Genomic DNA, 24,364 nt, shown 5'->3' with positions numbered 1-24,364 from the left:
TGGCTTAAGGACGATTGCAATGGATACGAATGCGCCTGTAACGCTCGAAACGCTGCCCGATGCAGTGGCGGCGGCGGCCTTCCGCACGCTGGTGCGCCACCTCCAGCTGCGCCACGATGCGCAGAACATCGACCTGATGGGGCTGGCGGGCTTCTGCCGCAATTGCCTGGCCGACTGGATCGTCGAGGCTGGTGCTCCGCTGGGCGTGACGCTGGACAAGGCGGCGGCGCGCGAACTGATCCACGGCATGCCGGCGGGCGAATGGAAGGCGACCCGCCAGAGCGAAGCCACCCCCGAACAACTGGCGCGGATGGAACGGAGCCTGAAGAAGAACGAGGAAGTCCGCGCCGCGGCGGCGCAGCGGGGCTAGGCCCGGCCCGACCGCCAGCGCGCGATCACGCGCTGTTCGACTTCGCGGAACAGCGCGTCGAGATCCTCGCGCTCGACGTCGAGCACTTCGTCCCACCCCTCGAGCACGGCGTCGAGATCGGCCGCTTCGTAGGTCCCCGCCCAGGTGCCGGCGGGCAGGACCGGCGCGGGGTGCGCCCGGTGCGGCCAGGGGTGGCCGGTCAGGCTGTTGTAGGCCCAGCCGGCGAAGATCAGCAGGACCACGTTGGGCAGGAACGGCACCAGCAGCACGGCATAGGTCCACCCGCTCGCCTTCACTCCCAGGGCGCAGAGCAGCGCGCAGGCGCCGCCCGGCGGGTGCAGGCAGCGCGACAGCGTCATCGCCGCGATGGCGAAGCCGACGGCAAGGCTCGCGGCGAGCCAGGGCGCGCCCACGGCATGGCCCAGGGCTAGGCCGATCGCGGCGGAAATCAGGTTGCCGCCCAGCACCGACCAGGGCTGCGCCAACGGGCTTGCCGGAACCGCGAAGACCAGCACCGCCGAGGCGCCGAGCGGGGCGACCAGCCAGGGCGCGTCGCCATAGGCGAACAGCCTCGTCACCAGGCCGGCCAGCGCAATCCCAATCAGCGCGCCAAGGGCGCCGCGCAGCCAGCCGAGCCGGCCTGCCGCCCGCCCTTGCGCCGCCGCGGCGGCTCCGCGAAATATCGGTGGCAATCCAACCTCCCCCTCGCCTGCGATTGACCGGGCGCAATACAGCGCTGGCGCGTTGCTGCGAGAAGGAAATCCTTGGCCCAGCAAGACGGATCATTTGCCATGCCCGCCATCGCCACGCTGACGCTCAACCCGACGATCGACGTCGCCTACGAGGTCGAGAGGATCGTGCCGACGCACAAGATCCGCACTTCGCGCGAATACTACAACCCCGGCGGCGGCGGCATCAACGTCGCCCGCGTGTTCGTGCGGCTGGGCGGCAATGCGCGCTGCATCTACCTGTCGGGCGGGGCCACCGGGGCGGCGTTCGACGGCCTGCTCGACCTGCACCAGCTGGTCCGCACGCGCATCGCCATCGCCGGCCCGACGCGGATCGCGCTCGACGCGCTCGAGCACGCGAGCGGCAAGGAATACCGCTTCACCCCCGCCGGGCCGACGGTGAGCGAGGCCGAATGGACCGCCGGCCTCGAGGCGATCGAGCGGACGCCCTGCGAATGGCTGGTGGCGAGCGGCTCGCTGCCGCCGGGCATGCCGGCGGACTTCTACGCGACGCTTAGCCTTCGCCTCGCCGCGCGCGGCGTGCCGCTGGTGCTCGACACTTCGGGCGAGGCCCTGCGCCAGGGCCTGGCCGGCGGCGGCATCGCGCTCGTCAAGCCGAGCCGGGGCGAGCTCGAGGCGCTGGTCGGCCGCAAGCTCGCGAGCGTGGCGGCGATCGCCGAGGCCGCGGCGGGCATCGTCGCGGCGGGACAGGCGCGGATCGTCGCCACCACGCTCGGCCACGAAGGCGCGGTGCTGACCCACGCGGGCGGCAGCGTGCATGCCCCGGCGCTCGACATCGCGGCGCAGAGCGCGGTGGGCGCGGGCGACAGCTTCGTCGCCGGCATGGTCTTCGCGCTGGCGGGCGGCATGGCGGTCGAAGAAGCGTTCCGCCACGGCGTCGCGGCGGGCAGCGCGGCGGTGCTGCGCGCGGGCACCGATCTCGCCCGCGCCGAGGACGTCGCGCGCCTGTTGCCGCAGGTGCGGCTCGTTCAGGCGTAGGCCTGGTAGCTCTTTTCCTCGACGATGGCCGAGCCGGTGGCGAGGTTGATCGCGCGCTTCAACGCCGCGCGGTGGTCGTTCTTGCGATAGACCGCGCGGGCGAGCGCGACGAATTCGGCATCGAACGCCTGCGCGCGCTCCTTGTCGCGCAGCGCGTCCTCGACCTCCCACAGCTCGGCGTTGACCGCGGCGAGCGCGGCGCGCTCGGCGGCGATGCGCTCGGGCGCGGGGAGCCGTTCGGCGACGATCGCGAGCAGCGCGTCGAGTTCGCGCAGGATGTTGGCCTGCGCCTGGGCATCGGCGATCCGCGCGCGCTTGAGCTCGAGGATGGTGATCTTGTCGATCACCTCGCCCCACGCGGCGGGCACCAGCGCCATGCCGGCGGGCGAGGTCACGCCGCGCCCCTTGCGCCGACGAGCGCGGCGAGCCGGGGGGCGGCCTGCGCGAACAGGCCGTCCCAGTCCCCCTCGCGGCTCTGGCGCAGGAGCCGCATCGCCGGATACCAGCGGCAATCCTCGCCCTGCGCGCCCCAGCGCCAGTCCGGCGTGTGGCGCAGCATCGCCCAGGTGGGCACGCCGAGCCCGCCGGCCAGATGCGCGACCGAGGTGTCCGACGTGACGACGAGGTCGCAGGCCTGCATCACCGCCGCCGTATCAAGAAAAGCCTCGCCCGGCGCGTCGAACGGTTCGGCGGGCACGTCGACGACCATGCCGGCGGGCAACCGGTCGAGCTGGGCGAGCCCTGTGCCCTTGTGCAGGCTGACCAGCGCGACGCCCGGCACGCGCGCCAGCGGCGCGGCGGCAGCGAGCGGGAACGAGCGGCCGGCGTCGATCCGTCCGGTGCTGCCCTGCCAGCAGATGCCGACGCGGAAGGGCGCGGGCGCAAGCCTTTCGCGCCAGGCGGCGACGCGCGCCGGCTCGGCGCGGAGCCAGGGCTCGCTCGGCACCGCCTCGCCCGCGAGGTGGCACAGATAGGGCAGCGAGAGCAGCGAGACCTGCGCGTCGAACGGACCGGTCGCCTGGTCGGGCGTGGTCACCACAAGGTCGGGCAAGGCCGGGCGCAGCAGCGCGACGAGCGGCGGCTGGACCACCAGGGTGACCGCCGCGCCATGGCGCGTGAGCGCCCGCGCATGGGGCGCGAACTGGAGCGTATCGCCTAGGCCCTGCTCGAAATCGACGCGGATGCGCTGCCCGGCAAGCTCGGGTCCGATGCGGAAAGGCGGCGTGCGCGGGCCATCGGCGCCGAGGTTGTCGGCGCGCCATTCGTGGCGCGGCCAGCCCCGCGCGAAATCGCCTTCGAGCAGGTCGAGCGTGCCGAGGTTGAACAGCGCGGTGGGGAACTGCGGGCGCAGCGCCAGCGCGGCATCGAACGCGGCGCGCGCCTCGGCCAGCGCGCCTGCCTGCTGCAGCGCGGCGCCGAGGTGGTTGTGCAGCTCGGGCGTCCCGGGCGCGCCGGCGAGCGCGCGGCGCGCCGTCGCCACCGCCTCGTCGAAGCGGCCTTCGCACAGCAGCGTGGTCGCAAGGCCGTCGAGCAGCGCGGGCGTCTCGGGCGCAAGCTCGAGCGCGCGGCTCCATTCGGCGCGCGATTCGGCAAGGCGGTCGAGTTCGCGCAGCGCGCCGGCGCGGTTGGCGTGCGCGGCGGGATCGTCGGGCGCGAGCGCGCAGGCCCGCGCCGCCGCCGCCTCGGCCTCGGCATGGCGGCCGAGATGGACCAGCGCGACCGCGCGGGTATTGGCGAGCGCGCCGGCATCGGCCTCCCCGGCGACCGCGAGCCCGGCCTCGGCGAGGTCGAGCGCGGCGAGCGCGGCTTCGGCGGCGCCGTCCTCGATCGCCAGGCGCGCCTGCGCGACGAGCGCATCGGCCTGCGCCGCGGCCAGCGCGGGATCGGCGGGCCAGAGCAGGCGCAGCAGGTGGATCTGGCGCAGCAGCAGCTCGATCCGGCCCTCGTTCCACAGCCGCTCGAGCAGCGCGAAGGCCGCGGGCGGCGGCGGCGCGGGCGGCGGGGCGATGCCGAACAGCGCGGCCAGTTCGTCGCGCGCGCGGCGGTTGGCGGGAAAGCGTTCGAGCACTTGCGCCAGCGCATCGCTCGCCGCGCCGGTATCGGCCCGCCGCGCGGCGGCGCGCGCGATGGTCAGCAGGTGTTCGGGCGAAGGAGACATGGGCCAAGCAATGCCGCCGGGATGTTGCGGCTTCGTGGCGAACGTGACGAAGGTGAAGAACGTGACGAACCTGACGGGCGCCGGGTCACCGCCTAGTCGGCAAGATCGAAGGTGCGGCGATAGAACGCGCGGCTGTCCTCGTCGGTCACCCAGTCGCGCCAGCTCGCCTGCGGCAGCGACGGCATCGCGACGACGTTGGGCAGCGGCGTGCGGATATCGCCTTCCTCGGTCTTGGCCACGGTGTTGCGCCCGTGGGCGAGCGCCAGCATCGTCCGCGCCGGATCGAGCTGGACCATCGGCTCGGTAAAGCCGTTGGTGAAGGCCGGCTCCTCGCCCGAGGCGCGGGCGGCGTCGTGCTTGTGGCGGCGGGCGTAGTCGCGGGTATAGGCGAGCGCGCCGTTGCACGAATGGTTGGGGCCATAGGGCCCGTAGGCGACCATCCGTCCGGTCGCGGTGAACCAGATCGGCAGCACGCTCGACCCCGCCAGCGGCAACCCGCTCGCCGCGAGCGATTCGACGGCGTGGCGGATGCGCTGCGCCGGATACCAGTCGTCGTCGTCGAAGCAGACGATCACCTCGCCATCGGCATAGCGGTGCAACCGGTTGCGCTTCTCGCCCAGCGGCACGCGCGCGGCGCTGTGGACGACGCGGACGGCAAGGTCGGCCTTCCATTCGGGCCGGAGCACCGGCGCTCGCGGGCTGTCGTCGAGGATCACCACCTCGATCAGTTCGCGCGGATAGTCCTGCAGCCGCACGCAGCGCAGCAGCTGCTCGAGGAAATTGTGGCGGCGGTAGGTCGGGGTGACGACGCTGACGGTCGGCAGGCGTTCGGGTGCAGGCATGGCGGTGCGGTCTCAGATCAGGCTGATCGGCTGCCCGGCGAGCCGCGACAACTCGTCGCCGTGGCGGAATTCGGCCTAGGCGGCAGGATGCGAAAGGTAGTGCCCGACGATCAGCGGCAGGCGGGTGCGCTTCATTTGCAGCTGGTCGACCAGCGACCAGAACACGGTGTCGGCGACGCTGCGGATCGGTTCGCCGGCGGCGGTGCGGTAGGGATAGCGCGGCAGGCGCAGGTGGACGTCCATCCGCCACAGCACGGCCGGGCCGAACGTGCCGCGATCGCCGCTGCCGCTGCCGAGGCGGACGCTGCGCCCGGGCATCGGCGCCGGCGGCCAGGCGGGATCGAACGGCAGGTCGATCGCCGGGCGGCAGGGCCCGGTGGCGTCGCATTCGGCCTTGGCGAAGCAGATCTTCCAGTCGCCGCCGACGAGCATCGCCTGCTCGCGCTCGGCCGCGCGCTCCATCTGCGCGACCGCATCGCTGCACAACCGGTCGTCGAGGTTGAGGTTCATCGCGAAGGGCGTGCGCACTCCGGCGAGCGCGAAGTTCCACGCCTCGTAGATCGTCACCGGCTCGCCGAGGCGGATCGTGCGCGCGTCGAGGTCGGCGGGCACGTCGTCGCCGTTGTCGAACACGTAGATCACCTCGACCGGGCGGGTCTGCGCGGCAAGGTTGGCGCGATGCGCGCGCAGCAGCGCGTGGCGATCGGGATCCTTGTGCCAGACCGCGCAGAACACCGTCGTCCTTGCCGCTTCGCTCATTCCCACGCCCCCCGACGTTGCCCGTGACCGCAGCGACTTATGCGCGGTTGCGGACGGAAATGTGACAAGTCCCGCGCGCCGGCCAAGCAAAAAGGGCCGCGTCGACGAACGACGCGGCCCTTGATGCCGTCCCGGCGCTGCGCAGGCGCGCAGACAGCCGGGCGAAAGAGGAGAGGATCAGCGCTTGCTGAACTGGAAGCTGCGGCGGGCCTTGGCGCGGCCGTACTTCTTGCGTTCGACGACGCGCGGGTCGCGGGTGAGGAAGCCGGCGGCCTTGACCGCGCCGCGCAGGGCGGGCTCGAACTTCGACAGCGCCTGGGCGATGCCGTGCTTGACCGCGCCGGCCTGGCCCGAAAGACCGCCACCCTTGACGGTGCAGACGATGTCGTACTGGCCTTCGCGGCCGGCGACCTGGAACGGCTGGTTGATCACCAGGCGCAGGGTCGGACGGGCGAAGTAGACTTCCTGGTCGCGGCCGTTGACGGTGACCTTGCCCGAACCGGGCTTGAGCCACACGCGGGCGACGGCGTCCTTGCGGCGGCCGGTGGCGTAGGAACGGCCCTGGGCGTCGACTTCACGCTCGCGCAGCGGCGCGGTGGGCGCGGCCGGGACGACCGGCGCATCGGCGTCGGCGGCGGCAGCGGCCGGAGCGGGGGCATTGGCGGTGAGGGTCTTCAGATCCGCCAGGCTCGAAACGGTATCGGTGTCGGACATGGCTTTATGCACCCACCTTGTTCTTGCGGTTCAACGAAGCGACGTCGAACGCTTCGGGCTGGGTACCGGCATGCGGGTGTTCCGCGCCGGCATAGAGGTGCAGCGCGCGCATCTGCGCACGGCCGAGGGGGCCGCGCGGGATCATGCGCTCGACCGCCTTTTCGAGCACGCGCTCGGGGAAGCGGCCTTCGAGCACCTTGGCTGCGGTCACTTCCTTGATGCCGCCGGCATAACCGGTGTGCTTGTAGTACACCTTGTCCTTGAGCTTGTTGCCGGTGAACTTCACCTTGTCGGCGTTGATCACGACGACGTGGTCGCCGCAATCGACGTGCGGGGTGAAGCTCGGCTTGTGCTTGCCGCGCAGGAGATTGGCGACGATGACGGCCAGGCGGCCGACCACCAGGCCTTCGGCATCGATCAGATGCCACTTCTTTTCCACCTCGGCCGGCTTGATCGACCGGGTGACCTTGCTGAGAGCCTTCATGGCTGGGTCCTTAAGAATCGGGTACGCCGCATGCGGGCATCGGCCCGGCGCGACGAGGAAGCGCGCCTTTGTTGGAAAGCGCGCGACAAGTCAAGCTTTCGGGCGGCTTTCCGAAGCGGTAAAATGATACCGCAAGGGTTTCAGGCGGCCGATCTGCGGCCCGCGATGTGCGCGCCCCAGGTCGTCGCGACCAGCAGCAGCGCGCCGGTCAGCTGGTGCAGCACGCCGAGCCAGATCGCCACGCCGCTCCAGACCGTGGCGATGCCGAGCAGGATCTGCGTGCCGAAGGCGGCATGGATCGCGACCGAAGCGGCGCGGCGCGTGCGGCGCACCTTGCGCGCGAGCACGACGAGCACCGCGACCACGCCCCAGGCCCACCAGCGGTGGATGAAGGGCACGAGGAACGGATCGGACAGCAGGGCATGGCGCGCACCCCGCGCCCAGTCGATCCCGGCGGGCACGAATGCGCCCTGCATCAGCGGCCAGGCGTCCCAGTTGAACCAGCCCGCGCCCGCCGTCACCCCGGCGCGCAGGCCCGCGGTGAGCGCACCCCACAGCAGCTGGACGCCGAGCACGCCGAGTGCCAGCGCGGCAAGCCCGGTCAGCCGCGCGCGCGGGCTCCCCCGATGCAGGGCGCGCAGGTCGAGCGCGGTCCAGACGAGGCCGGAGAGCGTCGTCAGCGCGACGAGCAGGTGCGCGGCGAGACGGAAGTGGCTGACCTTGATGTCGTGGACGATGCCCGACTTGACCATCCACCAGCCGACCGCGCCCTGCAACGCGCCCAGCGCGAGCAGCGCGAGCAGGCGCGGCTTGTAGCCTTCGGGGATGCGCCCGCGCATCCAGAACCAGACGAGCGGCAGGGCGAAGACCACGCCGATCGTGCGCGCGAGCAGGCGGTGGACCCACTCCCAGAAGAAGATGAACTTGTAGGTGGCGAGCGTAATTCCCGCCGGGCCGTTGACGAGGATGTACTGCGGCGTCTGGCGATACTTGGCGAATTCGGCAGCCCAGGCCGCCTCGGTCAGCGGCGGCAGCGTGCCCGAGACGACGTTCCATTCGGTGATCGAGACGCCCGATTCGGTGAGCCGGGTGATCCCGCCGACGACGACGATGCCGAGCACCATCGCCGCGACGACGAAGAGCCAGCGAGCAAGGGCAAGGGGGGCGGGTCGGAGGGCGCTGTCCATGGCGCGGCGCTCTGCGACTGCCTGCCGCGAATCGCAAGCGGTATCGGGGGGCAAACGGGCGCGCGCCGATTTGGGCGACCGGACGGGAATCCACTTAGGCCATTGCGTGATGTTATAGTGTTACATATATCGGTCTGCGCGATGCCTTCCGCCCTCCCCGCCCTGCGTGCCCGGCTCGACCGGTTCGGCGTGCTCCTTTCGGGGCTGTGCCTGATCCATTGCCTCGCCGGGCTGTTCCTCGTCGGCGTGCTCGGCCTCGGCGGCGGGGTGCTGCTCGACCCGGCGATCCACCGCATCGGCCTGGTGCTGGCGCTGCTCGTCGGCGCGAGCACGATCGGCCTTGCCGCGCTGCGCCACGGCCACCGCCTGCCGCTGGCGATCGGCGCGAGCGGCCTCGCGCTGATGCTGGGCGCGGTGCTGGTCGACCACGGCCGCGGCGAGGCGCTGCTGACGATCATCGGCGTGGTGCTCGTCGCCTGCGCGCACGTGATCAACCTGCGCCGCAGCTGCTGATCGGCGGGCCGCTGTCCTTTTAGCGCCCTTGCGCCCCGGCAGCGCGGCGCTACATCGGCGCGCATGGCCAGCTCTCCCTCCCCCGCCGCCCTGCTCTCGCTCACCGTCAACGGCGAGCCGCGTCGCACCGCGCCCGGCACGATCGCCGATCTCGTGCGCAGCCTCGAACTCGATCCGGCCAAGGTCGCGGTCGAGCGCAACGGCGAGATCGCGCCGCGCTCGACCCTGGCGCAAGTGCCGCTGGCCGACGGCGACGTGCTCGAGATCGTGCACTTCGTCGGCGGCGGCCAGGGCGACACCGGGCCGGACGACGACGATACCTGGACCGTGGCGGGCCGCACGTTCCGCTCGCGCCTGATCGTCGGCACCGGCAAGTACAAGGACTTCGCCCAGAACGCCGCCGCGGTCGAAGCGTCGGGCGCCGAGATCGTCACCGTCGCCGTGCGCCGGGTCAACGTCTCGGACCCAAAGGCGCCGATGCTGACCGACTTCATCGACCCCAGGAAGATCACCTACCTGCCCAACACCGCCGGCTGCTTTACCGCCGAAGACGCCATCCGCACGCTGCGCCTCGCGCGCGAGGCGGGCGGCTGGGACCTGGTCAAGCTCGAAGTGCTGGGCGAGGCAAAGACGCTCTACCCCAACATGGTCGAAACCATCCGCGCCACCGAAGTGCTGGCCAAGGAAGGCTTCGCGCCGATGGTCTATTGCACCGACGATCCGATCGCGGCGAAGCAGCTGGAAGATGCAGGCGCGGTCGCGGTGATGCCGCTGGGCGCGCCGATCGGCTCGGGCCTCGGCATCCAGAACCGCGTGACCATCCGCCTGATCGTCGAAGGCGCCAAGGTGCCGGTGCTGGTCGATGCCGGCGTCGGCACGGCGAGCGATGCGGCGGTGGCGATGGAACTGGGCTGCGACGGCGTGCTGATGAACACCGCCATCGCCGAGGCCAAGGACCCGCTGCGGATGGCCCGCGCGATGAAGCTGGCGGTCGAAGCCGGCCGCGCCGCCTACCGCGCCGGGCGCATGGCCACGCGCAAGTACGCCGATCCCTCCAGTCCGCTTGCCGGACTCATCTGAGACCCACGCCCGCTTGCCGGGCCGATCTGAGGCCCACGCCCCGACATCCGGCGGCGAACCCGGACCTAATGCCTTGGGGAAACGGGCACGGACCTGCGCGACCGGCGCGGGCGCCATTGCCTGGCGCTGCGCGAAGGAGGGCGGTGAACGCTGTGGCGAGTGGCCGGCGGGGCGTTGGATCCCGCACGGCTCGGCCTTGTTCGGACGGGGGCTCGTATCCCTTGCGACGGCTCGCGTGCCGCATCGGGTCCGTAGCGAGTCCCTAAGGATAAGTTCCGGGATAAGCAGGGCCGCGCGAGGGGGCCAGGCCGGACCGGAACCGGACTTCATGGGAGCGCTGCCACGCGGCTGGACCGCCGCACCACATCCGCCCGTCCGTTGCACTGGCTGGGTTTGTGCCCGGGACTTGGGGCTTAACGCCCTCGCTCGCCGCATCTGGTGAGAGATCCGGCTTCCCGCAGCGCCGACCCGCGCCGGTCGCGTCGGGGCCTTGCCGCATGGGCGCAACCCCGAAGGAGCGAAGAGCAAGCCGGCCATGCCGCTCCCGGTCCGTGGGGTGGCGTATAACCTATATGGTTAGTCGTGTCAAGATGGGTTGGGGAGGGTTCGCGCAGGAATCGCAGAGAGCGCGGAGAAGGAAGAGAAGGTAGGTGCGAGGGGCATGGCCCCTCGCGCTCCCGGGACGTCTTCCGGCTTTGGCCTTGCGGATGCGGCGCGGGGTGCGGGGGGCTTCGGGGGTTGCGCCGAAGGAAGGACGCAGGGCTGCGGAGTCACGTTCGGTCAGCTCTTTCCCGTCCATCCTGAGCTTGTCGAAGGATCGTCCTTTTTCTTCGCCGGCAGGTGCTGCGCGGTACCCCTCCACCACCCTGCGGGTGGTCCCCCTCCCCTTCCAGGGGAGGATCGGCGGGAAGCTCCCGCATGATTTTGTCGGGCAAGTTAAGCGGGGCGTAGTAGAGATCGCGCGCAAGGCGGCCATCAATGGGAGCGCGAGGGGCTGTGCCCCTCGCATCAATCCCTTTGTTCCTGCCTCTGCCCGAACCTCAAGAAGCGGGACCCCGGATCAAGTCCGGGGTGACGCGTAAGAGAGGGGCGCGGGCAGGGCGCGCGGGGTCGTGGTGGTTATTCGGCCGCAATCCCAGCCGCGCCGAACATGTCGACGTCGGCTTCTTCGGTGGTGGGTTCGTTGGCGGCGGTCTTGGCCTTGCGGCGGGAATCGAAGCTCGACCAGACGTCGTTCCAGTTGCCGCGGGTGGCGGCCTTGGAATATTCGGTGGCGCGGGTTTCGAAGAAGTTGGCGTGTTCCACGCCGTTGAGCAGCGGGGCGAGCCAGGGGAGCGGGTGGTCCTCGATCATGTAGATCGGCTGGAAGCCCAGTTGGCCCAGGCGCCAGTCGGCGATGTAGCGGATGTAGCGCTTGATTTCCTTGGGGCTCATGCCGGGCACGGGGCCCTGCTCGAAGGCGAGATCGATGAAGGCGTCCTCGAGCCGGACGGTCTTCTGGCAGCAGTCGATGATGTCTTCCTTCACCGCCTTGGTCAGGCAGCCGCGCTCCTGAACGAAGGCGTGGAACAGGCGGGTGATGCCTTCGCAGTGGAGCGATTCATCGCGCACCGACCAGCTGACGATCTGGCCCATGCCCTTCATCTTGTTGAAGCGGGGGAAGTTCATCAGCATGGCGAAGCTCGCGAAGAGCTGGAGCCCTTCGGTGAAGCCGCCGAACATGGCGAGGGTGCGGGCGATGTCTTCGTCGGTTTCGACGCCGAACAGCTGCAGGTAATCGTGCTTGGCCTTCATCTCCTCGTACTCGAGGAACATGCCGTATTCGCTTTCGGGCATGCCGATGGTGTCGAGCAGGTGCGAGTAGGCGGCGATGTGCACCGTCTCCATGTTGGAGAAGGCGGCGAGCATCATCTTGACCTCGGTCGGCTTGAACACGCGGCCGTACTTTTCGTGGTAGCAATCCTGCACCTCGACGTCGGCCTGGGTGAAGAAGCGGAAGATCTGCGTTAGCAGGTTGCGTTCGTGCTCGCTGATCTTCTGCGCCCAGTCGCGGCAATCCTCGCCCAGCGGCACTTCTTCCGGCATCCAGTGGATCTGCTGCTGGCGCTTCCAGAACTCGTAGGCCCAGGGATATTCGAAGGGCTTGTAGGTCTTGCGGGCTTCGAGAAGGGGCATGGGTCCGGGTCCTCTTGGAATCAGCGGTGGGAATGTAGGGTGTGCGGGGCGGCGGTGAAAGCGGGCGCGGGCTTCCCGCGCGGGCAGGCTGAGGGTTTTCCACCGCCGTAACGCGGGCAAGCGCAGGGCGCGGCGGCGGCCACTCGGTTCGGCGCAGGCGCGGCGCGGGCGGGCGCAGCGCCTTGCCCCCGGGTGCTGGTGCGGGAACGGCGGGTTTGGCGCGGCATTGGAGGGACAAGCGGGTGCCGGCGCGAACGGGTCGCGGGCGGCACGCGGTCATCACCAGAACCACGAGGAGATTCACCATGGGTGAATACGAACCCAACGATTCGCGCAATGTCACCGGCGCCGGCAACGGCGCGCCGCAGCAGTCGGGCGTGCGCAGCGCGGGCGGAGCCGACCAGCACGAAGGCGGCCAGCGCTGGAACGGCGATGGCGAGCGCAGCGGCCAGATGAACCAGCAGCAGGGCGGCAGCAGCCAGATGGAGCAGCAGTCCGGCGGCTCGGGCCAGCAGGGCGACCAGATGGGCTATGGCAGCGGCCAGGATGGGCGCCAGAACCAGGGGCTGGGCGGCGCGACCAGCGCGAACAGCGGCACCGAAGGCAGCCGCGTGCAGTTCACCGCCGACCCGCAGCTCGAACAGCAGGCCGGATCGCAGCAGCAGCAGGACGGCAGCTGGGGCTCGGGCCAGCAGGAGCAGTTCCAGAACAACGAGCGCGACCAGCAGGGCGGAAGCGGCGCGGTCACCGGTCGTGACGCCCCGGTCGATCAGCAGGCGGCGAGCCAGGTTGCCGAGCACATGGAAGTGATCGGCGCCGACGGCGTGCACCTCGGCACGGTCGACCACGTCGAGGGCGGCCGCATCAAGCTGACCAAGAAGGACAGCGGGATGGGCGCCCACGAGGGCCACCACCACTACATTCCGCTGGCGCTGGTGGCCGGGGTCGAGGGCGACAAGGTGCGCCTCTCGGCCAATGCCGACGTCGCCTATGGCATGGAAGAAGAGGAATAAGGGCGAGCGCCCCGACGCCAAAGCTCCGTCCCCTTCGGAGCCAGGCCGCGCCACGTCGTAAATGGCCAGGCCGGAAGGCGCCCCGTCGCAAGGCGGGGCGTTTTTCTGTCGGTGTGCATGGTCCGCGATCGGCCGAGCCGATCGCTTGCTCGGCGCCGGCCCGCACCCCCACCCGGCCTCCCATCCAGCATATCGTGAGATGAGAGGCCGGGCGGGGCTGCGCGCCGTCGTTCGTGAGCCTGCTTCTACTTCCAGAACCAGCCGGGCTTGAGCTTGCGGCTCGCGCGGTTGCGCCACATCTGGATGTAGAGCCAGAGGCCTGAGAAGCTGAAGAACACCATCGCGAAGCCCGACAGCGTCGCGATCGCCACGCCCGCCGGCCCGAAGCTCTCGCCCGAGTGGAGATGATGCAAGAGGCCGACCAGCGCGCGCGGGTCGCCGGGCTTGGGCTTGGGCCGGCACATGTAGTCGGGCGGGCAGACGAAGGCGGGCTTGGCGGAGGCCTGGGCCGCCTTCGGCCGGTCGCCGTCGCCGCCCGCGAGCAGCGGCACGACCTGGCTGGCCACGCCGGTCAGCGCGATCCACAGCAGGAACACCGAAAAGAACACCGAAAGCCAGCGGTGCCACTTGCGCATGAAGAGATCCCCTTTGATATTGCGAATTGTTCGCATCCGTAGCGCCACCTGCTGGGATCAGGCAAGCGGCGCCCGTGTCGCGCATTGTCGCAAGGGGAAGCAAGCCGCGAAGTGTCGCGGGGTGTAACGGGGCGTCGCCCCTCCCCCTCATGGGGGAGGACGGGTGGGGGTGTTCAGCGCTGGCGTCGACGCGCGGCCGGGCCGCGCTCCCCCACCCCCAACCCCTCCCCGACGGGGAGGGGGGAAAAGCTAGATGCGTCTGCGAGGTCACTGCCACAGGGCCTTCAATGCCACTGCGGTCCCGACCACGAGCGCCAAGGGGCCGCGAAAAGCAGCGCGGGCCAGTTGTCAGCAACGTGAGGCGTTACCGTCATGGCCCGCGCTTTCTCCTGCGCCATCACTGGCAGGCCAAGCATTCCTCGTAGTCGGTCTGGCCGGCGGCCAGTTCGATCACCGGGGCGCTGGCGGTGTTGTCGGCCTCGACGCCGCCGGCGAAGCCAGCGCGCTGGACCGACTTCGAGCGGAGGTAGTAGAGGCTCTTGATGCCCTTCTCCCACGCCTGGAAGTGGAGCATCAGCAGGTCCCACTTGTCGACGTCGGCGGGGATGTAGAGGTTCAGCGACTGCGCCTGGTCGATGTAGGGCGTGCGGTCCGCCGCGAACTCGAGCAGCCAGCGCTGGTCGATCTCGAAGCTGGTCTTGTAGATCGCCTTTTCCTCAGGGGAGAGGAAATCGAGATGCTGGACCGAGCCGCCGCGCTCGAGGATCGAGTTCCACACGTTGGTGGAATCCTTCGACTTTTCCTGCAGCAGCTTTTCGAGGTACTCGTTCTTGACCACGAACGAGCCCGACAGCGTCTTGTGCGTGTAGATATTGGCCGGGATCGGCTCGATGCAGGCGCTGGTGCCGCCGCAGATGATCGAGATCGACGCGGTCGGCGCGATCGCCATCTTGCACGAGAAGCGCTGCATCACGCCCATGTCGGCGGCATCCGGGCAGGGCCCGCGCTCCTGCGCCAGAAGCAGGCTAGCTTCATCGGCCTTGGCGGCGATGTGCTTGAACATCTTGAGGTTCCAGGCCTTGGCCATGGCGCTCTCGAAGGCGATGCCCTTCTTCTGCAGGAACGAGTGGAAGCCCATCACGCCCATGCCGACGCTGCGCTCGCGCATCGCCGAATACTTGGCGCGGGCCATCTCCTCGGGCGCGCGGTCGATGTAGTCCTGCAGGACGTTGTCGAGGAAGCGCAGCACGTCCTCGATGAACTGCTTGTCGCCGTTCCATTCGTCCCAGGTTTCGAGGTTCAGCGAGGACAGGCAGCACACCGCGGTGCGGTCGTTGCCGAGGTGGTCGCGGCCCGTCGGCAGGGTGATTTCCGAGCACAGGTTCGAGGTCGAGACCTTGAGGCCCAGATCGCGGTGATGCTTGGGCATCGTGCGGTTCACCGTGTCGTTGAACACGATGTAGGGCTCGCCCGTGGCGAGGCGGGTCTCGACCAGCTTCTGGAACAGCGAGCGCGCATCGACCTTGCCGCGCACCGAGCCGTCCTTGGGGCTGCGCAGCGCGAATTCGGCGCCGTCGCGCACCGCTTCCATGAACTCGTCGGTGAGCAGCACGCCGTGGTGCAGATTCAGCGCCTTGCGGTTGAAGTCGCCCGAGGGCTTGCGGATCTCGAGGAACTCCTCGATCTCGGGGTGCGAGATGTCGAGGTAGCAGGCGGCCGAGCCGCGGCGCAGCGAGCCCTGGCTGATCGCCAGCGTCAGGCTGTCCATCACGCGGACGAAGGGGATGATGCCGCTGGTCTTGCCGTTGAGGCCGACCGATTCGCCGATGCCGCGGACCTTGCCCCAGTAGGTGCCGATGCCGCCGCCGCGCGAGGCGAGCCAGACGTTCTCGTTCCAGGTGCCGACGATGCCTTCGAGGCTGTCCTCGACCGAATTGAGGTAGCAGGAGATCGGCAGGCCGCGCCCGGTGCCGCCGTTCGACAGGACCGGCGTCGCCGGCATGAACCACAGCTTGGAAATGTAGTCGTAGAGCCGCTGGGCGTGCGCTTGGTCGTCGGCATAGGCATCGGCGACGCGGGCGAAGAGGTCCTGGTACTTTTCACCCGGCAGCAGGTAGCGGTCGTCGAGCGTGTCCTTGCCGAAAGCGGTCAGCAGCGCATCGCGGCTGGCGTCGGTGACGATCGTGAAGCGGCGCGGCTGGACGGTCTTGGAATCGACCTTGGCCGCAGGCGCCGACGCCGCGACGGTCGCCGCCGCCACGCTCGCGGCCATCCCGGCGAGCAGGGTGTCGCTGCCCTGGTCCTTCGCGCCCATGCCGATCGCCTTTTCGTCCTTGGGGGCCTCGGGCGCGATCGTTTCCGCGCTGCTGTCGAAACCCAGTTCATCCTGTGCCGTCACGGAGCCGTCCCCAGTCCTGAAATCCACCTGCAACCCCCGCTTCGCGTGCCCCGCGACGCGCGAGGCGGTTTCGTGATCCTGCCGCAGCCGGGACGCGCGCGGCCCATCCGCTTGCATCCCTGGCCGGCCGGTCGAATCGGGGCCTGCCCGATCCTACATGGTTTGGAACATAAGTGGAACGAAGTTCCCTTATCCCGCGACATGTGGCGCTGCGGCGAACGACCTTTCGACCCGGTGCGCGCAAGGCGCAGGACGCTGCCGCGCACCGTGCGGTGCCCGCGCGTGTCCAACTAGGTCTAGAGGTCCCCCACCGGTTCAACCACAATCCATAGTGCCTCAACCGGTTTCAGACACAAGGGGGGGATGGCCCGAAGGGCGATTCGGTTCGTCGCACGCGTGATTCGTTTCACCGCAGTGACAGTCATTGTGCAGTGCAGCGACGCGTGGGTCGAGGCGCTGTTCAAGACCCTATCGCAAGGCCGCAAAATAAATTTGCTCCATTGCGACCTCCTGTGGAAAATCGCGGCGGACGCGAAGGCCGGCGCAAGCCGAACGGAAGGTGCAAGTTGCCATGCTCAATATCCTGTCGATACTCGTCACCGGCCTCGTTGTCGGCGCGCTCGCCCGGTTCGTCTATCCCGGCGCGGTCGAGATGGGGCTGGTCAAGACCATCCTGCTCGGCATCGGCGGCTCGCTGGTGGCCGGGCTCTTCGCCAGCTGGCGCGACAAGGGCACGTTCGGCGAAGGCGTCAGCCGCGCCGGGTGCCTCGCCTCGGTGATCGGGGCGATCGTGCTGATCTTCATCGGCCGGCACATCTGACGCGAGCGGCCCGCGCCGAGCGCCGGCCCCGCGCCTCAGGGCACCAGGATCGTATCGCGCGGGGCCGCCTCGGTCTGCGGATAGTCGAGGTTGTAGTGCAGGCCGCGGCTTTCGTGCCGCGCGCGCGCCGAACGGACGATCAGTTCGGCGCTCTGCAGCAGGTTGCGCAGCTCGATCAGGTCGGTCGAGACGCGGAAGTGGCCGTAGTAGTCGTTGACCTCGTCGAACAGCAGCTTGATGCGGTGGGCGGCGCGTTCGAGCCGCTTGTTGGTGCGCACGATGCCCACGTAGTTCCACATGAAGCGGCGGATTTCGGTCCAGTTCTGCTTGATGACGACTTCCTCGTCGGAATCGGTGACGCGGCTTTCGTCCCACGGGCGAACGGCGGGCGGCGCATCGAAGCTGTCCCAGCGCGCGAGGATGTCGCGCGCGGCGGCATCGCCGAACACGAAGCATTCGAGCAGCGAGTTGGAAGCGAGGCGGTTGGCGCCGTGCAGGCCGCTCTCGGTGCATTCGCCCGCGGCATAGAGCCCGGGCAGGTCGGTGCGGCCGGCAAGATCGATGAGGATGCCGCCGCAGGTGTAGTGCTGCGCCGGCACCACCGGGATCGGCGCTCGGGTCATGTCGATGCCGAGCCCGAGCAGCCGCTCGTAGATGTTGGGGAAGTGGCCGCGCACGAACTCGGCCGGCATGTGGCTGATGTCGAGATGGACGTAGTCGAGGCCGAAGCGCTTGATCTCGGCGTCGATCGCGCGCGCGACGACGTCGCGGGGGGCAAGCTCGAGCCGTTCGGCGTCGTAGAACTCCATGAAGCGCTTGCCGGTGCGCGGGTTGATCAGCCGCCCGCCTTCGCCGCGCACCGCTTCGGTGATGAGGAAGTTCTTGACCTCGAGGTTGTAGAGGCAGGTCGGGTGGAACTGCATCATCTCCATGTTGGAGATGCGCGCGCCCGCGCGCCAGGCCATGGCGATGCCATCGCCGGTGGCGCCGCGCGGCGCGGTGCTGAACTGGTACACGCGGCCCGCGCCGCCGGTGGCGAGGATCGTGGCGCGCGCGGTATAGGCCTCGACCCGGCCCGAGGCCTCGTCGAGCGCATAGACCCCCCAGACCCGGCCCGAGCCCGAGTAGCGTTCGGCCTCGTGGCGGCCGGTGATGAGGTCGATGCAGGCATGGCCCGGCAGCAGGGTCACGTTGGGATGGTCGGTCGCCGCCTTGAGCAGCGCCTTCTGCACGGCGGCGCCGGTGGCGTCGTCGACGTGGACGATGCGGCGGTGCGAGTGCCCGCCCTCGCGGGTGAGGTGGAGGCTGCCTTCCTCGGCATTGAACGGCACGCCGAGGTCGGCGAGGCGCCGGATCGCCTGGGGCGCGTGTTCGACCACGAATTCGACCGTCTCGCGCCGGTTGAGCCCGGCGCCGGCGATCATCGTGTCGCGGATGTGGTTGTCGAAGGTGTCGCCCTCGTCGAGCACCGCGGCGATCCCGCCCTGCGCCCAGTTGGTCGAGCCGCCGTCGAGCGCGCCCTTGGCGAGGACGAGCACCTTGCAGCGTTCGGCGAGCACCAGCGCGGCAGTGAGGCCGGCGGCGCCGGAGCCGATGATCAGGACGTCGTGTTGGGTCAAGCGAGGCGTTTCCCGCAGCTAGGGACGTGGGCCTGTCCCTTTGCGCCCCCGGCGTGGGTTTGAAAAGCCGGTTCGCAAGGGCAACCTTCCTAAACAGCAAGTAACCAACAATCGGATTAATTACCTTAAATTCACTTCGCAGGTGCAATATAATCCATTATGGATCTTCCGTCGCCACCGAGGGGCCCTGGGCAAATGCTGGGACGCGTGATGTGCCTGTTCGATCGCCATCGACCCAAGCGGGAGCGGATCTCGTGGGACGGCCTGGGCTATGTCTCGCACTGCCGCCACTGCAGCGCGACGATCCGCCGCAAGCCGCGCGGCGGCTGGCGCCGCGAGGCGGTGGACGCCGCCTGAACGCCCGGATTTCGCCTCAGCCGGCGGTGGTCAGGCGGACGAAGACATCCTCGAGATCGGCCTCGCGCGTGGACACGTCGGCGATGGCGTAGCCCTGGTCCTGGACCAGCGCGAGCACCTGCCCGGCGTTCATCCGGTCCTTGTCGTAGGCGATCTCCACCGCGCGCTCGCCGGTGACGGTGCTCTTGAGGAAAGCGGGATGCTGCGGTGCAGCGGAAACCTCGCGGTCGAGCGTCAGGACGACGATCTTTTCCCTTGCCATATCAACGAGTTCGCGCGTCGGTTTGTTGGCGATCAGCTTGCCGTGGTTGATGATCGCGATCTGGTCGCAGAGTTCCTCGGCCTCTTCGAGGTAGTGCGTGGTGAGGACCACGGTCACGCCTTCCTCGCGGTTGAGCTTGACCACCAGCTCCCACAACTGGCGGCGCAGTTCGACGTCGACGCCGGCGGTGGGCTCGTCGAGCACCAGCACCGGCGGGCGGTGGACCATCGCCTTGGCGACGAGCAGGCGGCGCTTCATGCCGCCCGACAGCGAGCGGGCATAGGCATCGGCCTTGTCGGCGAGGTGGACCGCGCGCAGCAGGTCCATCGAGCGGCGCTGCGCCTTGGGCACGCCGTAGAGCCCGGCCTGGATGTCGAGCACCTCGACCGGCGTGAAGAAGGGGTCGAACACGATCTCCTGCGGCACGATCCCGATCGAGGCCTTGGCGTTGCGCTGGTCGCGGTCGATGTCGTGGCCCCAGATCTCGACATGGCCCGAGGTCTTCATCACCAGCCCGGCGAGCGTGTTGATCAGCGTCGACTTGCCGGCGCCGTTGGGGCCGAGCAGACCGAAGATCTGGCCCTGCGGCACGTCGAAGCTGACGCCGTCGAGCGCGAGCTTGCCCGGCGCCCTGCCGGTGGGGGCGTAGCGCTTGACGAGATCGCGGATGAGAATGGCGGGGGGCGTGGTCATGCCGCCTTCCCTGCCCGCGCCGCGCGGCGAGGTAAAGGGCCAACTAGGGATCACCGCCCGCTTGTCGCGCCCCTGCGGTTTTGCTAGCGCGCGGGCACCATGATCCAGGCTCCCGAAACGATCTTCACCGATGCCACCCGCGTGTGGTGCGACGGCGCGACCGACATTCGTGGCGGCAGCGCGCTCGGCCATCCGCGCGTCTACATGGAAATCGACGAGAAGGGCTTTGCCGAATGCGGCTATTGCGACCGCCGCTTCGTGCTCAAGGGCGGCCCGGCGGAGGCCGGCCTGCGCGAAGTCTCGGCCGGCGACATCAATCCGGAGTGATCCGGTCGCGCCGGTAATGCCGGTGCAGTAGCAAGCGCGCGCAAGTGCGCCTATATCGGGCGGATGGACACCCGCTCGCTGCTCTATCGCCCCGGCCTTCTGACCCCCGACGACGCCCTGCGGCTGGCGCGCGATACGCTCAAGGCCTGCGACGACGGCGAGCTCTACCTGCAGTTCATCGCCTCCGAGAGCTTCGGCTTCGACGACGGGCGGCTCAAGACCGCCGACTATTCGCGCGATGCGGGCTTCGGCCTGCGCGGGGTGTCGGGCGAGATGACCGGCTTTGCCCATGCCAACGAGATTTCCGCCGCTGCGATCGCGCGCGCGGGCGAAACGCTCAAGCTGCTCGATCCGGCCAAGGGCAGCCCCGCGCCGCCGCCGTGCAGCAGCAACCGCCATCTCTACACCGACGCCTCGCCGCTCGACGCCGTGCCGTTCGAGGCCAAGGTCCGCCTGCTCGAGACGATCGACGCGGCGGCGCGCGCGCGCGATCCGCGCGTGGCGCAAGTCTCGGCCTCGCTCTCGGCGAGCTGGTCGGTGGTCGAGATCGTGCGCGCCGACGGCTTCGTCGCGCACGACGTGCGGCCGCTGGTGCGGCTCAACGTCTCGATCGTCGCCGAGCAGGGCGGCCGGCGCGAGACCGGCACCTTCGGCATCGGCGGGCGGCGGCTCTACGACGACCTGTTCGCGCCCGAGACCTGGAACCGCGCGATCGACAGCGCGCTGGCGCAGGCGCTGGTGAACCTCGAATCGGTGGCGGCGCCGGCGGGCGAGATGACCGTGCTGGTCGGCCCCGGCTGGCCCGGCGTGCTGCTGCACGAGGCGGTGGGCCACGGGCTCGAGGGCGACTTCAATCGCAAGGGCACCAGCGCGTTCTCGGGCCGCATCGGCCAGCGCGTCGCCGCGCCCGGCGTGACGGTGATCGACGACGGCTCGCTGCTGGGCGTCAACGGGCAGGGGCGGCGCGGCTCGCTCTCGATCGACGACGAAGGCACCCCGACGCAGGAGAACGTGCTGATCGAGGACGGAATCCTGAAAGGCTATATCCAGGACCGGCTCAACGCGCGGCTGATGGGCGTGGAGCCGACCGGCAACGGTCGCCGCGAAAGCTATGCCCACGCGCCGATGCCGCGGATGACCAACACCTTCATGCGCGGCGGCGAGGACGACCCGGCCGAGCTTCTGTCGCGCGTGAAGAACGGCATCTATGCCAGGAGCTTCGGCGGCGGGCAGGTGGACATCACCAGCGGCAAGTTCGTGTTCAGTTGCACCGAGGCCTATCGCGTCGAGAACGGCAAGCTCGGCGCGCCGATCAAGGGCGCGACGCTGATCGGCGACGGGCCGACGGTGCTCACCCGCGTGACCGGGATCGGCAACGACATGGCGCTCGACGAGGGCGTCGGCATCTGCGGCAAGGGCGGGCAATCGGTGCCGGCGGGCGTGGGCCAGCCGACGCTGCTGGTCGAAGGCCTGACCGTGGGCGGCACCGCCTGAGCGCCGTGGCGCAGGGCGATACGATCCTTGGCGGGTGCGGCTGCGGCGCGGTGCGCTACCGCGCGATCGACGCCGGGATGCGCCCCTATGCCTGCCATTGCATCGGCTGCCAGACCCGCCAGGGCGCGTCCTTCGCGTTGAACCAGCAGGTCGCGGCGGCCGACCTCGTCGTCGACGGCGAGACGATTTCGGGCACGGTGCTGGCGGCGAGCGGGGCGCGCGTGACGCACCATGCCTGCCCGTTCTGCCTGACCCGGCTCTATACCGTGAACGAGCGGCGGCCCGACTGGCCGACGATCCGGGCCGGGACCCGCGACGACAGCCCGGAGATCGTGCCCGCGTTCCACGTCTGGGTGCGCGACAAGCAGCCGTGGATCGTGCTGCCACAGGACGTGCCGACGTTCGAGACGCAGCCGGAGGAGTACGCCTGGGCAGCGTTGGCGCGGGGCGAAGGCCCGGCCGCTGCGACGCGTTAGAGGCGACAGGCCGGTCAGCGCCGGTTCAGCAGGACGGGATTATCGATCTGCGATCGAACGCGAAAGGACACGCGAATCATGGCAAGGATCTTGCGCGCGACGGGCCTCGCCCTGGCGGCCGGGGTAATGGTGCTGGCGGCGGGCGTTGCGGAAGCGAAACCGCGGCTGACCGGCGAGCAGCAGCTCGCCAAGATGCTCGAGGGCCGGGTTGCCGGCGAGCCGGTGAACTGCATCAACAACCCGACGATCTCGTCGGCGCGGGTGATCGACAAGACCGCGATCGTCTACGATTCGGGCAACACGCTTTACGTCCAGCGGCCGCGCACGGGCGTGGAATCGCTCGACGACGACGCGATCCTCGTCACCCGGCTCTACGGCTCGCAGCTGTGCAGCGTCGATACGGTGCAGCTGGTCGACCGCGTCAGCGGCTTCTGGCGGGGCTTCGTCGGGCTCGACACCTTCGTGCCGTACACCAAGGTGAAGGTCGCCGCGGCGAAGTAACCGCCGCGCTGGAAACCGTCCGGGCGCGGGGCTAGACGGGAGCGATGATTCTCCGCCTCGCCACGCCTGCCGATACCGCCGCGCTCGCCGACCTCGGCCGCCGCGCGGTCGCGGCCAAGTTCGAGCACCTCTACAAGCCGGAGGATTTCGCGACCTTCCTCGGCCAGGCGCACAGCCACGCCAAGGTTGCCGCGGAAATCGCCGACCCCGGCATGCGCATCGCGGTGATCGAGGAGGACGGGGCGCTGATCGCGTTCTGCAAGCTGGTGCTCAGCAGCACGCTGTCGGAAGGCTACAGCGATGCGGTGCGCCCGCTCGAGCTCAAGCAGCTTTACACCGACCCGGCGCGGATCGGCGGGGGCCTCGGCAAGCGGTTGATGGACTGGGCGCTGGCGCAGGCGGCGCACGAGGGCGCCGACGAGGTGCAGCTGACCGTCTACAGCGAGAATTTCGACGCACAGCGGTTCTACCACCGCTACGGTTTCGCCAAGATCGCGGACATCGAATTCTGGGTGGGCAACCATTGCGACCCCGAATTCCTCTATGCGCGCAAGATGACTCCTGCCGATGGTAGCCTCGCTGCCGCGGCGCAGGTATAGGACGACCCCATGTCTTCGATCCGTCCCTGGCGCACCATCGCGCGTCGCAAGAGCCGCCAGATCATGGTCGGTTCGGTCCCTGTCGGCGGCGATGCCCCGATCACCGTCCAGACTATGACCAACACGCCGACCAGCGATGCCGTGGCGACGATCGACCAGATCCGGCGCTGCGAGGAAGCCGGCGCCGACATCATCCGCGTTTCGTGCCCCGACGTCGAGAGCACCGCCGCCTTCGGCAAGATCGTCAAGGCGGCGCGCGTGCCGATCGTCGCCGACATCCACTTCCACTACAAGCGCGCGCTCGAGGCCGCCGACGCGGGCGCGGCGTGCCTGCGGATCAATCCGGGCAACATCGGCTCGAACGAGCGCGTGGCCGAAGTGGTGCGCGCGGCCAAGGCCAACGGCTGCGCCATCCGCATCGGCGTGAACGCCGGCAGCCTCGAAAAGGACCTGCTCGAAAAGTACGGCGAGCCGTGCCCCGAGGCGCTGGTGGAATCTGCACTCGATCACATCAAGCTGCTGCAGGACCACGATTTCCACGAATACAAGGTGGCGGTGAAGGCCTCCGACGTGTTCCTCGCCGTCAGCGCCTACATGGGCCTTGCCGAAGCGGTCGATTGCCCGCTGCACCTCGGCATCACCGAGGCGGGCGGGCTGATCGGCGGCACGGTCAAGTCCTCGATCGGCATCGGCAACCTGCTCTGGGCGGGCATCGGCGACACGCTGCGCGTTTCGCTGTCGGCCGAGCCGGAAGAGGAAGTGCGCGTCGGCTTCGAAATCCTCAAGGCGCTGGGCCTGCGCACCCGCGGCGTGCGCGTGGTTTCGTGCCCCAGCTGCGCGCGCCAGGGCTTCGACGTGATCCGCACGGTGGAAGCGCTCGAAAAGCGGCTGACCCACATCAAGACGCCGATCTCGCTGTCGGTGCTGGGCTGCGTCGTCAACGGCCCGGGCGAAGCGCGCGAGACCGACATCGGCGTGACCGGCGGCGGCAACGGCAAGCACATGGTCTATCTCTCGGGCGTGACCGATCACCACGTGCAATCGGAAGAGATGCTCGACCACATCGTCGCGCTGGTCGAGAAGAAGGCGGCCGAGATCGAGGCCGCCACCACCGATGCGGGCGAGGTGACCGAGGCGGCGGAGTAGGCGTTGTCGAAGCAC

The 24,364-nt window shown here is 69.5% G+C and carries 26 protein-coding genes; 13 read left to right on the top strand and 13 right to left on the bottom strand.

The window, feature by feature from the left end:
• The first annotated feature begins 19 nt into the window (after positions 1-19).
• Positions 20-370, top strand: coding sequence for a DUF1244 domain-containing protein (locus tag K3A85_RS03680; protein WP_225205146.1), 351 nt, complete (start codon positions 20-22; stop codon positions 368-370).
• Here K3A85_RS03680 and K3A85_RS03675 read toward each other — a convergent pair.
• Positions 367-1,062, bottom strand: coding sequence for an HPP family protein (locus K3A85_RS03675; RefSeq protein WP_449867125.1), 696 nt, complete (start codon positions 1,060-1,062; stop codon positions 367-369). The genes K3A85_RS03680 and K3A85_RS03675 overlap by 4 nt on opposite strands.
• 99 nt (positions 1,063-1,161) lie before the next feature.
• On the opposite strand from K3A85_RS03675, the gene K3A85_RS03670 reads away from it, so the two are divergent.
• Complete coding sequence (locus K3A85_RS03670) at positions 1,162-2,097, top strand: 1-phosphofructokinase family hexose kinase (RefSeq protein WP_225205144.1); 936 nt, start codon at positions 1,162-1,164, stop codon at positions 2,095-2,097.
• Here K3A85_RS03670 and K3A85_RS03665 read toward each other — a convergent pair.
• From K3A85_RS03665 to K3A85_RS03635, 7 genes are all read right to left on the bottom strand, one after another.
• On the bottom strand, positions 2,088-2,492 hold the full coding sequence (locus K3A85_RS03665) for a DUF6165 family protein (protein WP_225205143.1): 405 nt from the start codon (positions 2,490-2,492) through the stop codon (positions 2,088-2,090). The two genes, K3A85_RS03670 and K3A85_RS03665, sit on opposite strands and share 10 nt — an antisense overlap.
• Positions 2,489-4,255 (bottom strand): tetratricopeptide repeat protein, encoded by a 1,767-nt coding sequence (locus K3A85_RS03660; protein ID WP_225205142.1) that lies wholly within the window; start codon positions 4,253-4,255, stop codon positions 2,489-2,491. The genes K3A85_RS03665 and K3A85_RS03660 overlap by 4 nt, the downstream gene beginning before the upstream one ends.
• Before the next feature lie 92 nt (positions 4,256-4,347).
• The gene (locus K3A85_RS03655; protein WP_225205141.1) at positions 4,348-5,097 is read right to left on the bottom strand and encodes a glycosyltransferase; all 750 of its coding nucleotides are present in this window, start codon (positions 5,095-5,097) and stop codon (positions 4,348-4,350) included.
• 75 nt (positions 5,098-5,172) lie between these two features.
• Entirely contained in the window at positions 5,173-5,856 is a 684-nt protein-coding gene (locus K3A85_RS03650) for a glycosyltransferase family 2 protein (RefSeq protein ID WP_225205140.1), read from the bottom strand.
• A gap of 177 nt (positions 5,857-6,033) precedes the next feature.
• A complete protein-coding gene (gene rpsI, locus K3A85_RS03645) occupies positions 6,034-6,570 on the bottom strand; it encodes a 30S ribosomal protein S9 (protein ID WP_225205139.1) in 537 nt (178 codons plus the stop codon).
• A 4-nt stretch (positions 6,571-6,574) separates the two neighbouring features.
• Complete coding sequence (gene rplM, locus K3A85_RS03640) at positions 6,575-7,054, bottom strand: 50S ribosomal protein L13 (protein ID WP_225205138.1); 480 nt, start codon at positions 7,052-7,054, stop codon at positions 6,575-6,577.
• Between the two features lie 140 nt (positions 7,055-7,194).
• Positions 7,195-8,241 carry a COX15/CtaA family protein gene (locus K3A85_RS03635; RefSeq protein WP_225205137.1) on the bottom strand — a complete coding sequence of 349 codons (1,047 nt, stop codon included), beginning with the start codon at positions 8,239-8,241 and terminating at the stop codon, positions 7,195-7,197.
• A 141-nt stretch (positions 8,242-8,382) separates the two neighbouring features.
• Between K3A85_RS03635 and K3A85_RS03630 the strand changes: the two genes are divergently transcribed.
• Positions 8,383-8,754, top strand: coding sequence for a MerC domain-containing protein (locus K3A85_RS03630; protein ID WP_225205136.1), 372 nt, complete (start codon positions 8,383-8,385; stop codon positions 8,752-8,754).
• A gap of 63 nt (positions 8,755-8,817) precedes the next feature.
• Positions 8,818-9,834 carry a sulfur carrier protein ThiS gene (gene thiS, locus K3A85_RS03620; RefSeq protein ID WP_263624619.1) on the top strand — a complete coding sequence of 339 codons (1,017 nt, stop codon included), beginning with the start codon at positions 8,818-8,820 and terminating at the stop codon, positions 9,832-9,834.
• Positions 9,835-10,953: 1,119 nt separating this feature from the next.
• Here thiS and K3A85_RS03615 read toward each other — a convergent pair.
• Positions 10,954-12,009 carry a ribonucleotide-diphosphate reductase subunit beta gene (locus K3A85_RS03615; RefSeq protein ID WP_225205135.1) on the bottom strand — a complete coding sequence of 352 codons (1,056 nt, stop codon included), beginning with the start codon at positions 12,007-12,009 and terminating at the stop codon, positions 10,954-10,956.
• An 800-nt stretch (positions 12,010-12,809) separates the two neighbouring features.
• Here K3A85_RS03615 and K3A85_RS03610 point away from each other — a divergent pair.
• Positions 12,810-13,022, top strand: coding sequence for a DUF2171 domain-containing protein (locus K3A85_RS03610; RefSeq protein ID WP_225205989.1), 213 nt, complete (start codon positions 12,810-12,812; stop codon positions 13,020-13,022).
• A 245-nt stretch (positions 13,023-13,267) separates the two neighbouring features.
• Here the strand turns inward: K3A85_RS03610 and K3A85_RS03605 are convergent, their stop codons facing one another.
• Entirely contained in the window at positions 13,268-13,693 is a 426-nt protein-coding gene (locus tag K3A85_RS03605) for a PepSY domain-containing protein (protein WP_225205134.1), read from the bottom strand.
• A gap of 361 nt (positions 13,694-14,054) precedes the next feature.
• Entirely contained in the window at positions 14,055-16,082 is a 2,028-nt protein-coding gene (locus K3A85_RS03600) for a ribonucleoside-diphosphate reductase subunit alpha (RefSeq protein WP_404822881.1), read from the bottom strand.
• A 544-nt stretch (positions 16,083-16,626) separates the two neighbouring features.
• Between K3A85_RS03600 and K3A85_RS03595 the strand changes: the two genes are divergently transcribed.
• On the top strand, positions 16,627-16,875 hold the full coding sequence (locus K3A85_RS03595) for a GlsB/YeaQ/YmgE family stress response membrane protein (RefSeq protein ID WP_225205132.1): 249 nt from the start codon (positions 16,627-16,629) through the stop codon (positions 16,873-16,875).
• A 35-nt stretch (positions 16,876-16,910) separates the two neighbouring features.
• Here K3A85_RS03595 and nadB read toward each other — a convergent pair whose 3' ends face one another.
• Complete coding sequence (gene nadB, locus K3A85_RS03590; RefSeq protein ID WP_225205131.1) at positions 16,911-18,494, bottom strand: L-aspartate oxidase; 1,584 nt, start codon at positions 18,492-18,494, stop codon at positions 16,911-16,913.
• A gap of 195 nt (positions 18,495-18,689) precedes the next feature.
• Between nadB and K3A85_RS03585 the strand changes: the two genes are divergently transcribed.
• Entirely contained in the window at positions 18,690-18,851 is a 162-nt protein-coding gene (locus K3A85_RS03585) for a hypothetical protein (protein ID WP_225205130.1), read from the top strand.
• A 16-nt stretch (positions 18,852-18,867) separates the two neighbouring features.
• Here K3A85_RS03585 and K3A85_RS03580 read toward each other — a convergent pair whose 3' ends face one another.
• Positions 18,868-19,806 (bottom strand): ABC transporter ATP-binding protein, encoded by a 939-nt coding sequence (locus tag K3A85_RS03580; RefSeq protein ID WP_225205129.1) that lies wholly within the window; start codon positions 19,804-19,806, stop codon positions 18,868-18,870.
• Positions 19,807-19,905: 99 nt separating this feature from the next.
• Here K3A85_RS03580 and K3A85_RS03575 point away from each other — a divergent pair, with 99 nt between their 5' ends.
• The 6 genes from K3A85_RS03575 to ispG all read left to right on the top strand — a co-directional run bounded on the left by K3A85_RS03575 (position 19,906) and on the right by ispG (position 24,349).
• Positions 19,906-20,133: a zinc-finger domain-containing protein gene (locus K3A85_RS03575; RefSeq protein ID WP_225205128.1), complete on the top strand. Its 228-nt coding sequence runs from the start codon at positions 19,906-19,908 to the stop codon at positions 20,131-20,133.
• Between the two features lie 63 nt (positions 20,134-20,196).
• Positions 20,197-21,627: a metalloprotease TldD gene (gene tldD / locus K3A85_RS03570; RefSeq protein WP_225205127.1), complete on the top strand. Its 1,431-nt coding sequence runs from the start codon at positions 20,197-20,199 to the stop codon at positions 21,625-21,627.
• A 5-nt stretch (positions 21,628-21,632) separates the two neighbouring features.
• Entirely contained in the window at positions 21,633-22,103 is a 471-nt protein-coding gene (locus tag K3A85_RS03565; RefSeq protein WP_225205126.1) for a GFA family protein, read from the top strand.
• A 78-nt stretch (positions 22,104-22,181) separates the two neighbouring features.
• Entirely contained in the window at positions 22,182-22,604 is a 423-nt protein-coding gene (locus K3A85_RS03560) for a hypothetical protein (RefSeq protein ID WP_225205125.1), read from the top strand.
• Between the two features lie 44 nt (positions 22,605-22,648).
• Entirely contained in the window at positions 22,649-23,203 is a 555-nt protein-coding gene (locus tag K3A85_RS03555; protein ID WP_225205124.1) for a GNAT family N-acetyltransferase, read from the top strand.
• A 9-nt stretch (positions 23,204-23,212) separates the two neighbouring features.
• A complete protein-coding gene (gene ispG, locus K3A85_RS03550; RefSeq protein ID WP_225205123.1) occupies positions 23,213-24,349 on the top strand; it encodes a flavodoxin-dependent (E)-4-hydroxy-3-methylbut-2-enyl-diphosphate synthase in 1,137 nt (378 codons plus the stop codon).
• Positions 24,350-24,364 lie beyond the last annotated feature (15 nt).

Origin of the sequence: Novosphingobium huizhouense (genome assembly GCF_020179475.1) — a bacterium.
Taxonomy (GTDB): Bacteria; Pseudomonadota; Alphaproteobacteria; order Sphingomonadales; family Sphingomonadaceae; genus Novosphingobium; species Novosphingobium huizhouense.
The sequence above is the reverse complement of the archived record's forward strand: the minus strand, read 5'-3'. Positions and strand labels throughout refer to the sequence as shown.

Bases quoted from the DNA above. Each gene is read 5' to 3' on its own strand.
- K3A85_RS03680 (WP_225205146.1), top strand. From the start codon at position 20: ATGGATACGAATGCGCCTGTAACGCTCGAAACGCTGCCCGATGCAGTG.
- K3A85_RS03670 (WP_225205144.1), top strand. From the start codon at position 1,162: ATGCCCGCCATCGCCACGCTGACGCTCAACCCGACGATCGACGTCGCC.
- K3A85_RS03660 (WP_225205142.1), bottom strand. From the start codon at position 4,255: ATGTCTCCTTCGCCCGAACACCTGCTGACCATCGCGCGCGCCGCCGCG.
- K3A85_RS03655 (WP_225205141.1), bottom strand. From the start codon at position 5,097: ATGCCTGCACCCGAACGCCTGCCGACCGTCAGCGTCGTCACCCCGACC.
- K3A85_RS03650 (WP_225205140.1), bottom strand. From the start codon at position 5,856: ATGAGCGAAGCGGCAAGGACGACGGTGTTCTGCGCGGTCTGGCACAAG.
- rpsI (WP_225205139.1), bottom strand. From the start codon at position 6,570: ATGTCCGACACCGATACCGTTTCGAGCCTGGCGGATCTGAAGACCCTC.
- rplM (WP_225205138.1), bottom strand. From the start codon at position 7,054: ATGAAGGCTCTCAGCAAGGTCACCCGGTCGATCAAGCCGGCCGAGGTG.
- K3A85_RS03635 (WP_225205137.1), bottom strand. From the start codon at position 8,241: ATGGACAGCGCCCTCCGACCCGCCCCCCTTGCCCTTGCTCGCTGGCTC.
- K3A85_RS03630 (WP_225205136.1), top strand. From the start codon at position 8,383: ATGCCTTCCGCCCTCCCCGCCCTGCGTGCCCGGCTCGACCGGTTCGGC.
- thiS (WP_263624619.1), top strand. From the start codon at position 8,818: ATGGCCAGCTCTCCCTCCCCCGCCGCCCTGCTCTCGCTCACCGTCAAC.
- K3A85_RS03615 (WP_225205135.1), bottom strand. From the start codon at position 12,009: ATGCCCCTTCTCGAAGCCCGCAAGACCTACAAGCCCTTCGAATATCCC.
- K3A85_RS03610 (WP_225205989.1), top strand. From the start codon at position 12,810: ATGGAAGTGATCGGCGCCGACGGCGTGCACCTCGGCACGGTCGACCAC.
- K3A85_RS03605 (WP_225205134.1), bottom strand. From the start codon at position 13,693: ATGCGAACAATTCGCAATATCAAAGGGGATCTCTTCATGCGCAAGTGG.
- K3A85_RS03595 (WP_225205132.1), top strand. From the start codon at position 16,627: ATGCTCAATATCCTGTCGATACTCGTCACCGGCCTCGTTGTCGGCGCG.
- K3A85_RS03585 (WP_225205130.1), top strand. From the start codon at position 18,690: ATGCTGGGACGCGTGATGTGCCTGTTCGATCGCCATCGACCCAAGCGG.
- K3A85_RS03580 (WP_225205129.1), bottom strand. From the start codon at position 19,806: ATGACCACGCCCCCCGCCATTCTCATCCGCGATCTCGTCAAGCGCTAC.
- K3A85_RS03575 (WP_225205128.1), top strand. From the start codon at position 19,906: ATGATCCAGGCTCCCGAAACGATCTTCACCGATGCCACCCGCGTGTGG.
- tldD (WP_225205127.1), top strand. From the start codon at position 20,197: ATGGACACCCGCTCGCTGCTCTATCGCCCCGGCCTTCTGACCCCCGAC.
- K3A85_RS03560 (WP_225205125.1), top strand. From the start codon at position 22,182: ATGGCAAGGATCTTGCGCGCGACGGGCCTCGCCCTGGCGGCCGGGGTA.
- K3A85_RS03555 (WP_225205124.1), top strand. From the start codon at position 22,649: ATGATTCTCCGCCTCGCCACGCCTGCCGATACCGCCGCGCTCGCCGAC.
- ispG (WP_225205123.1), top strand. From the start codon at position 23,213: ATGTCTTCGATCCGTCCCTGGCGCACCATCGCGCGTCGCAAGAGCCGC.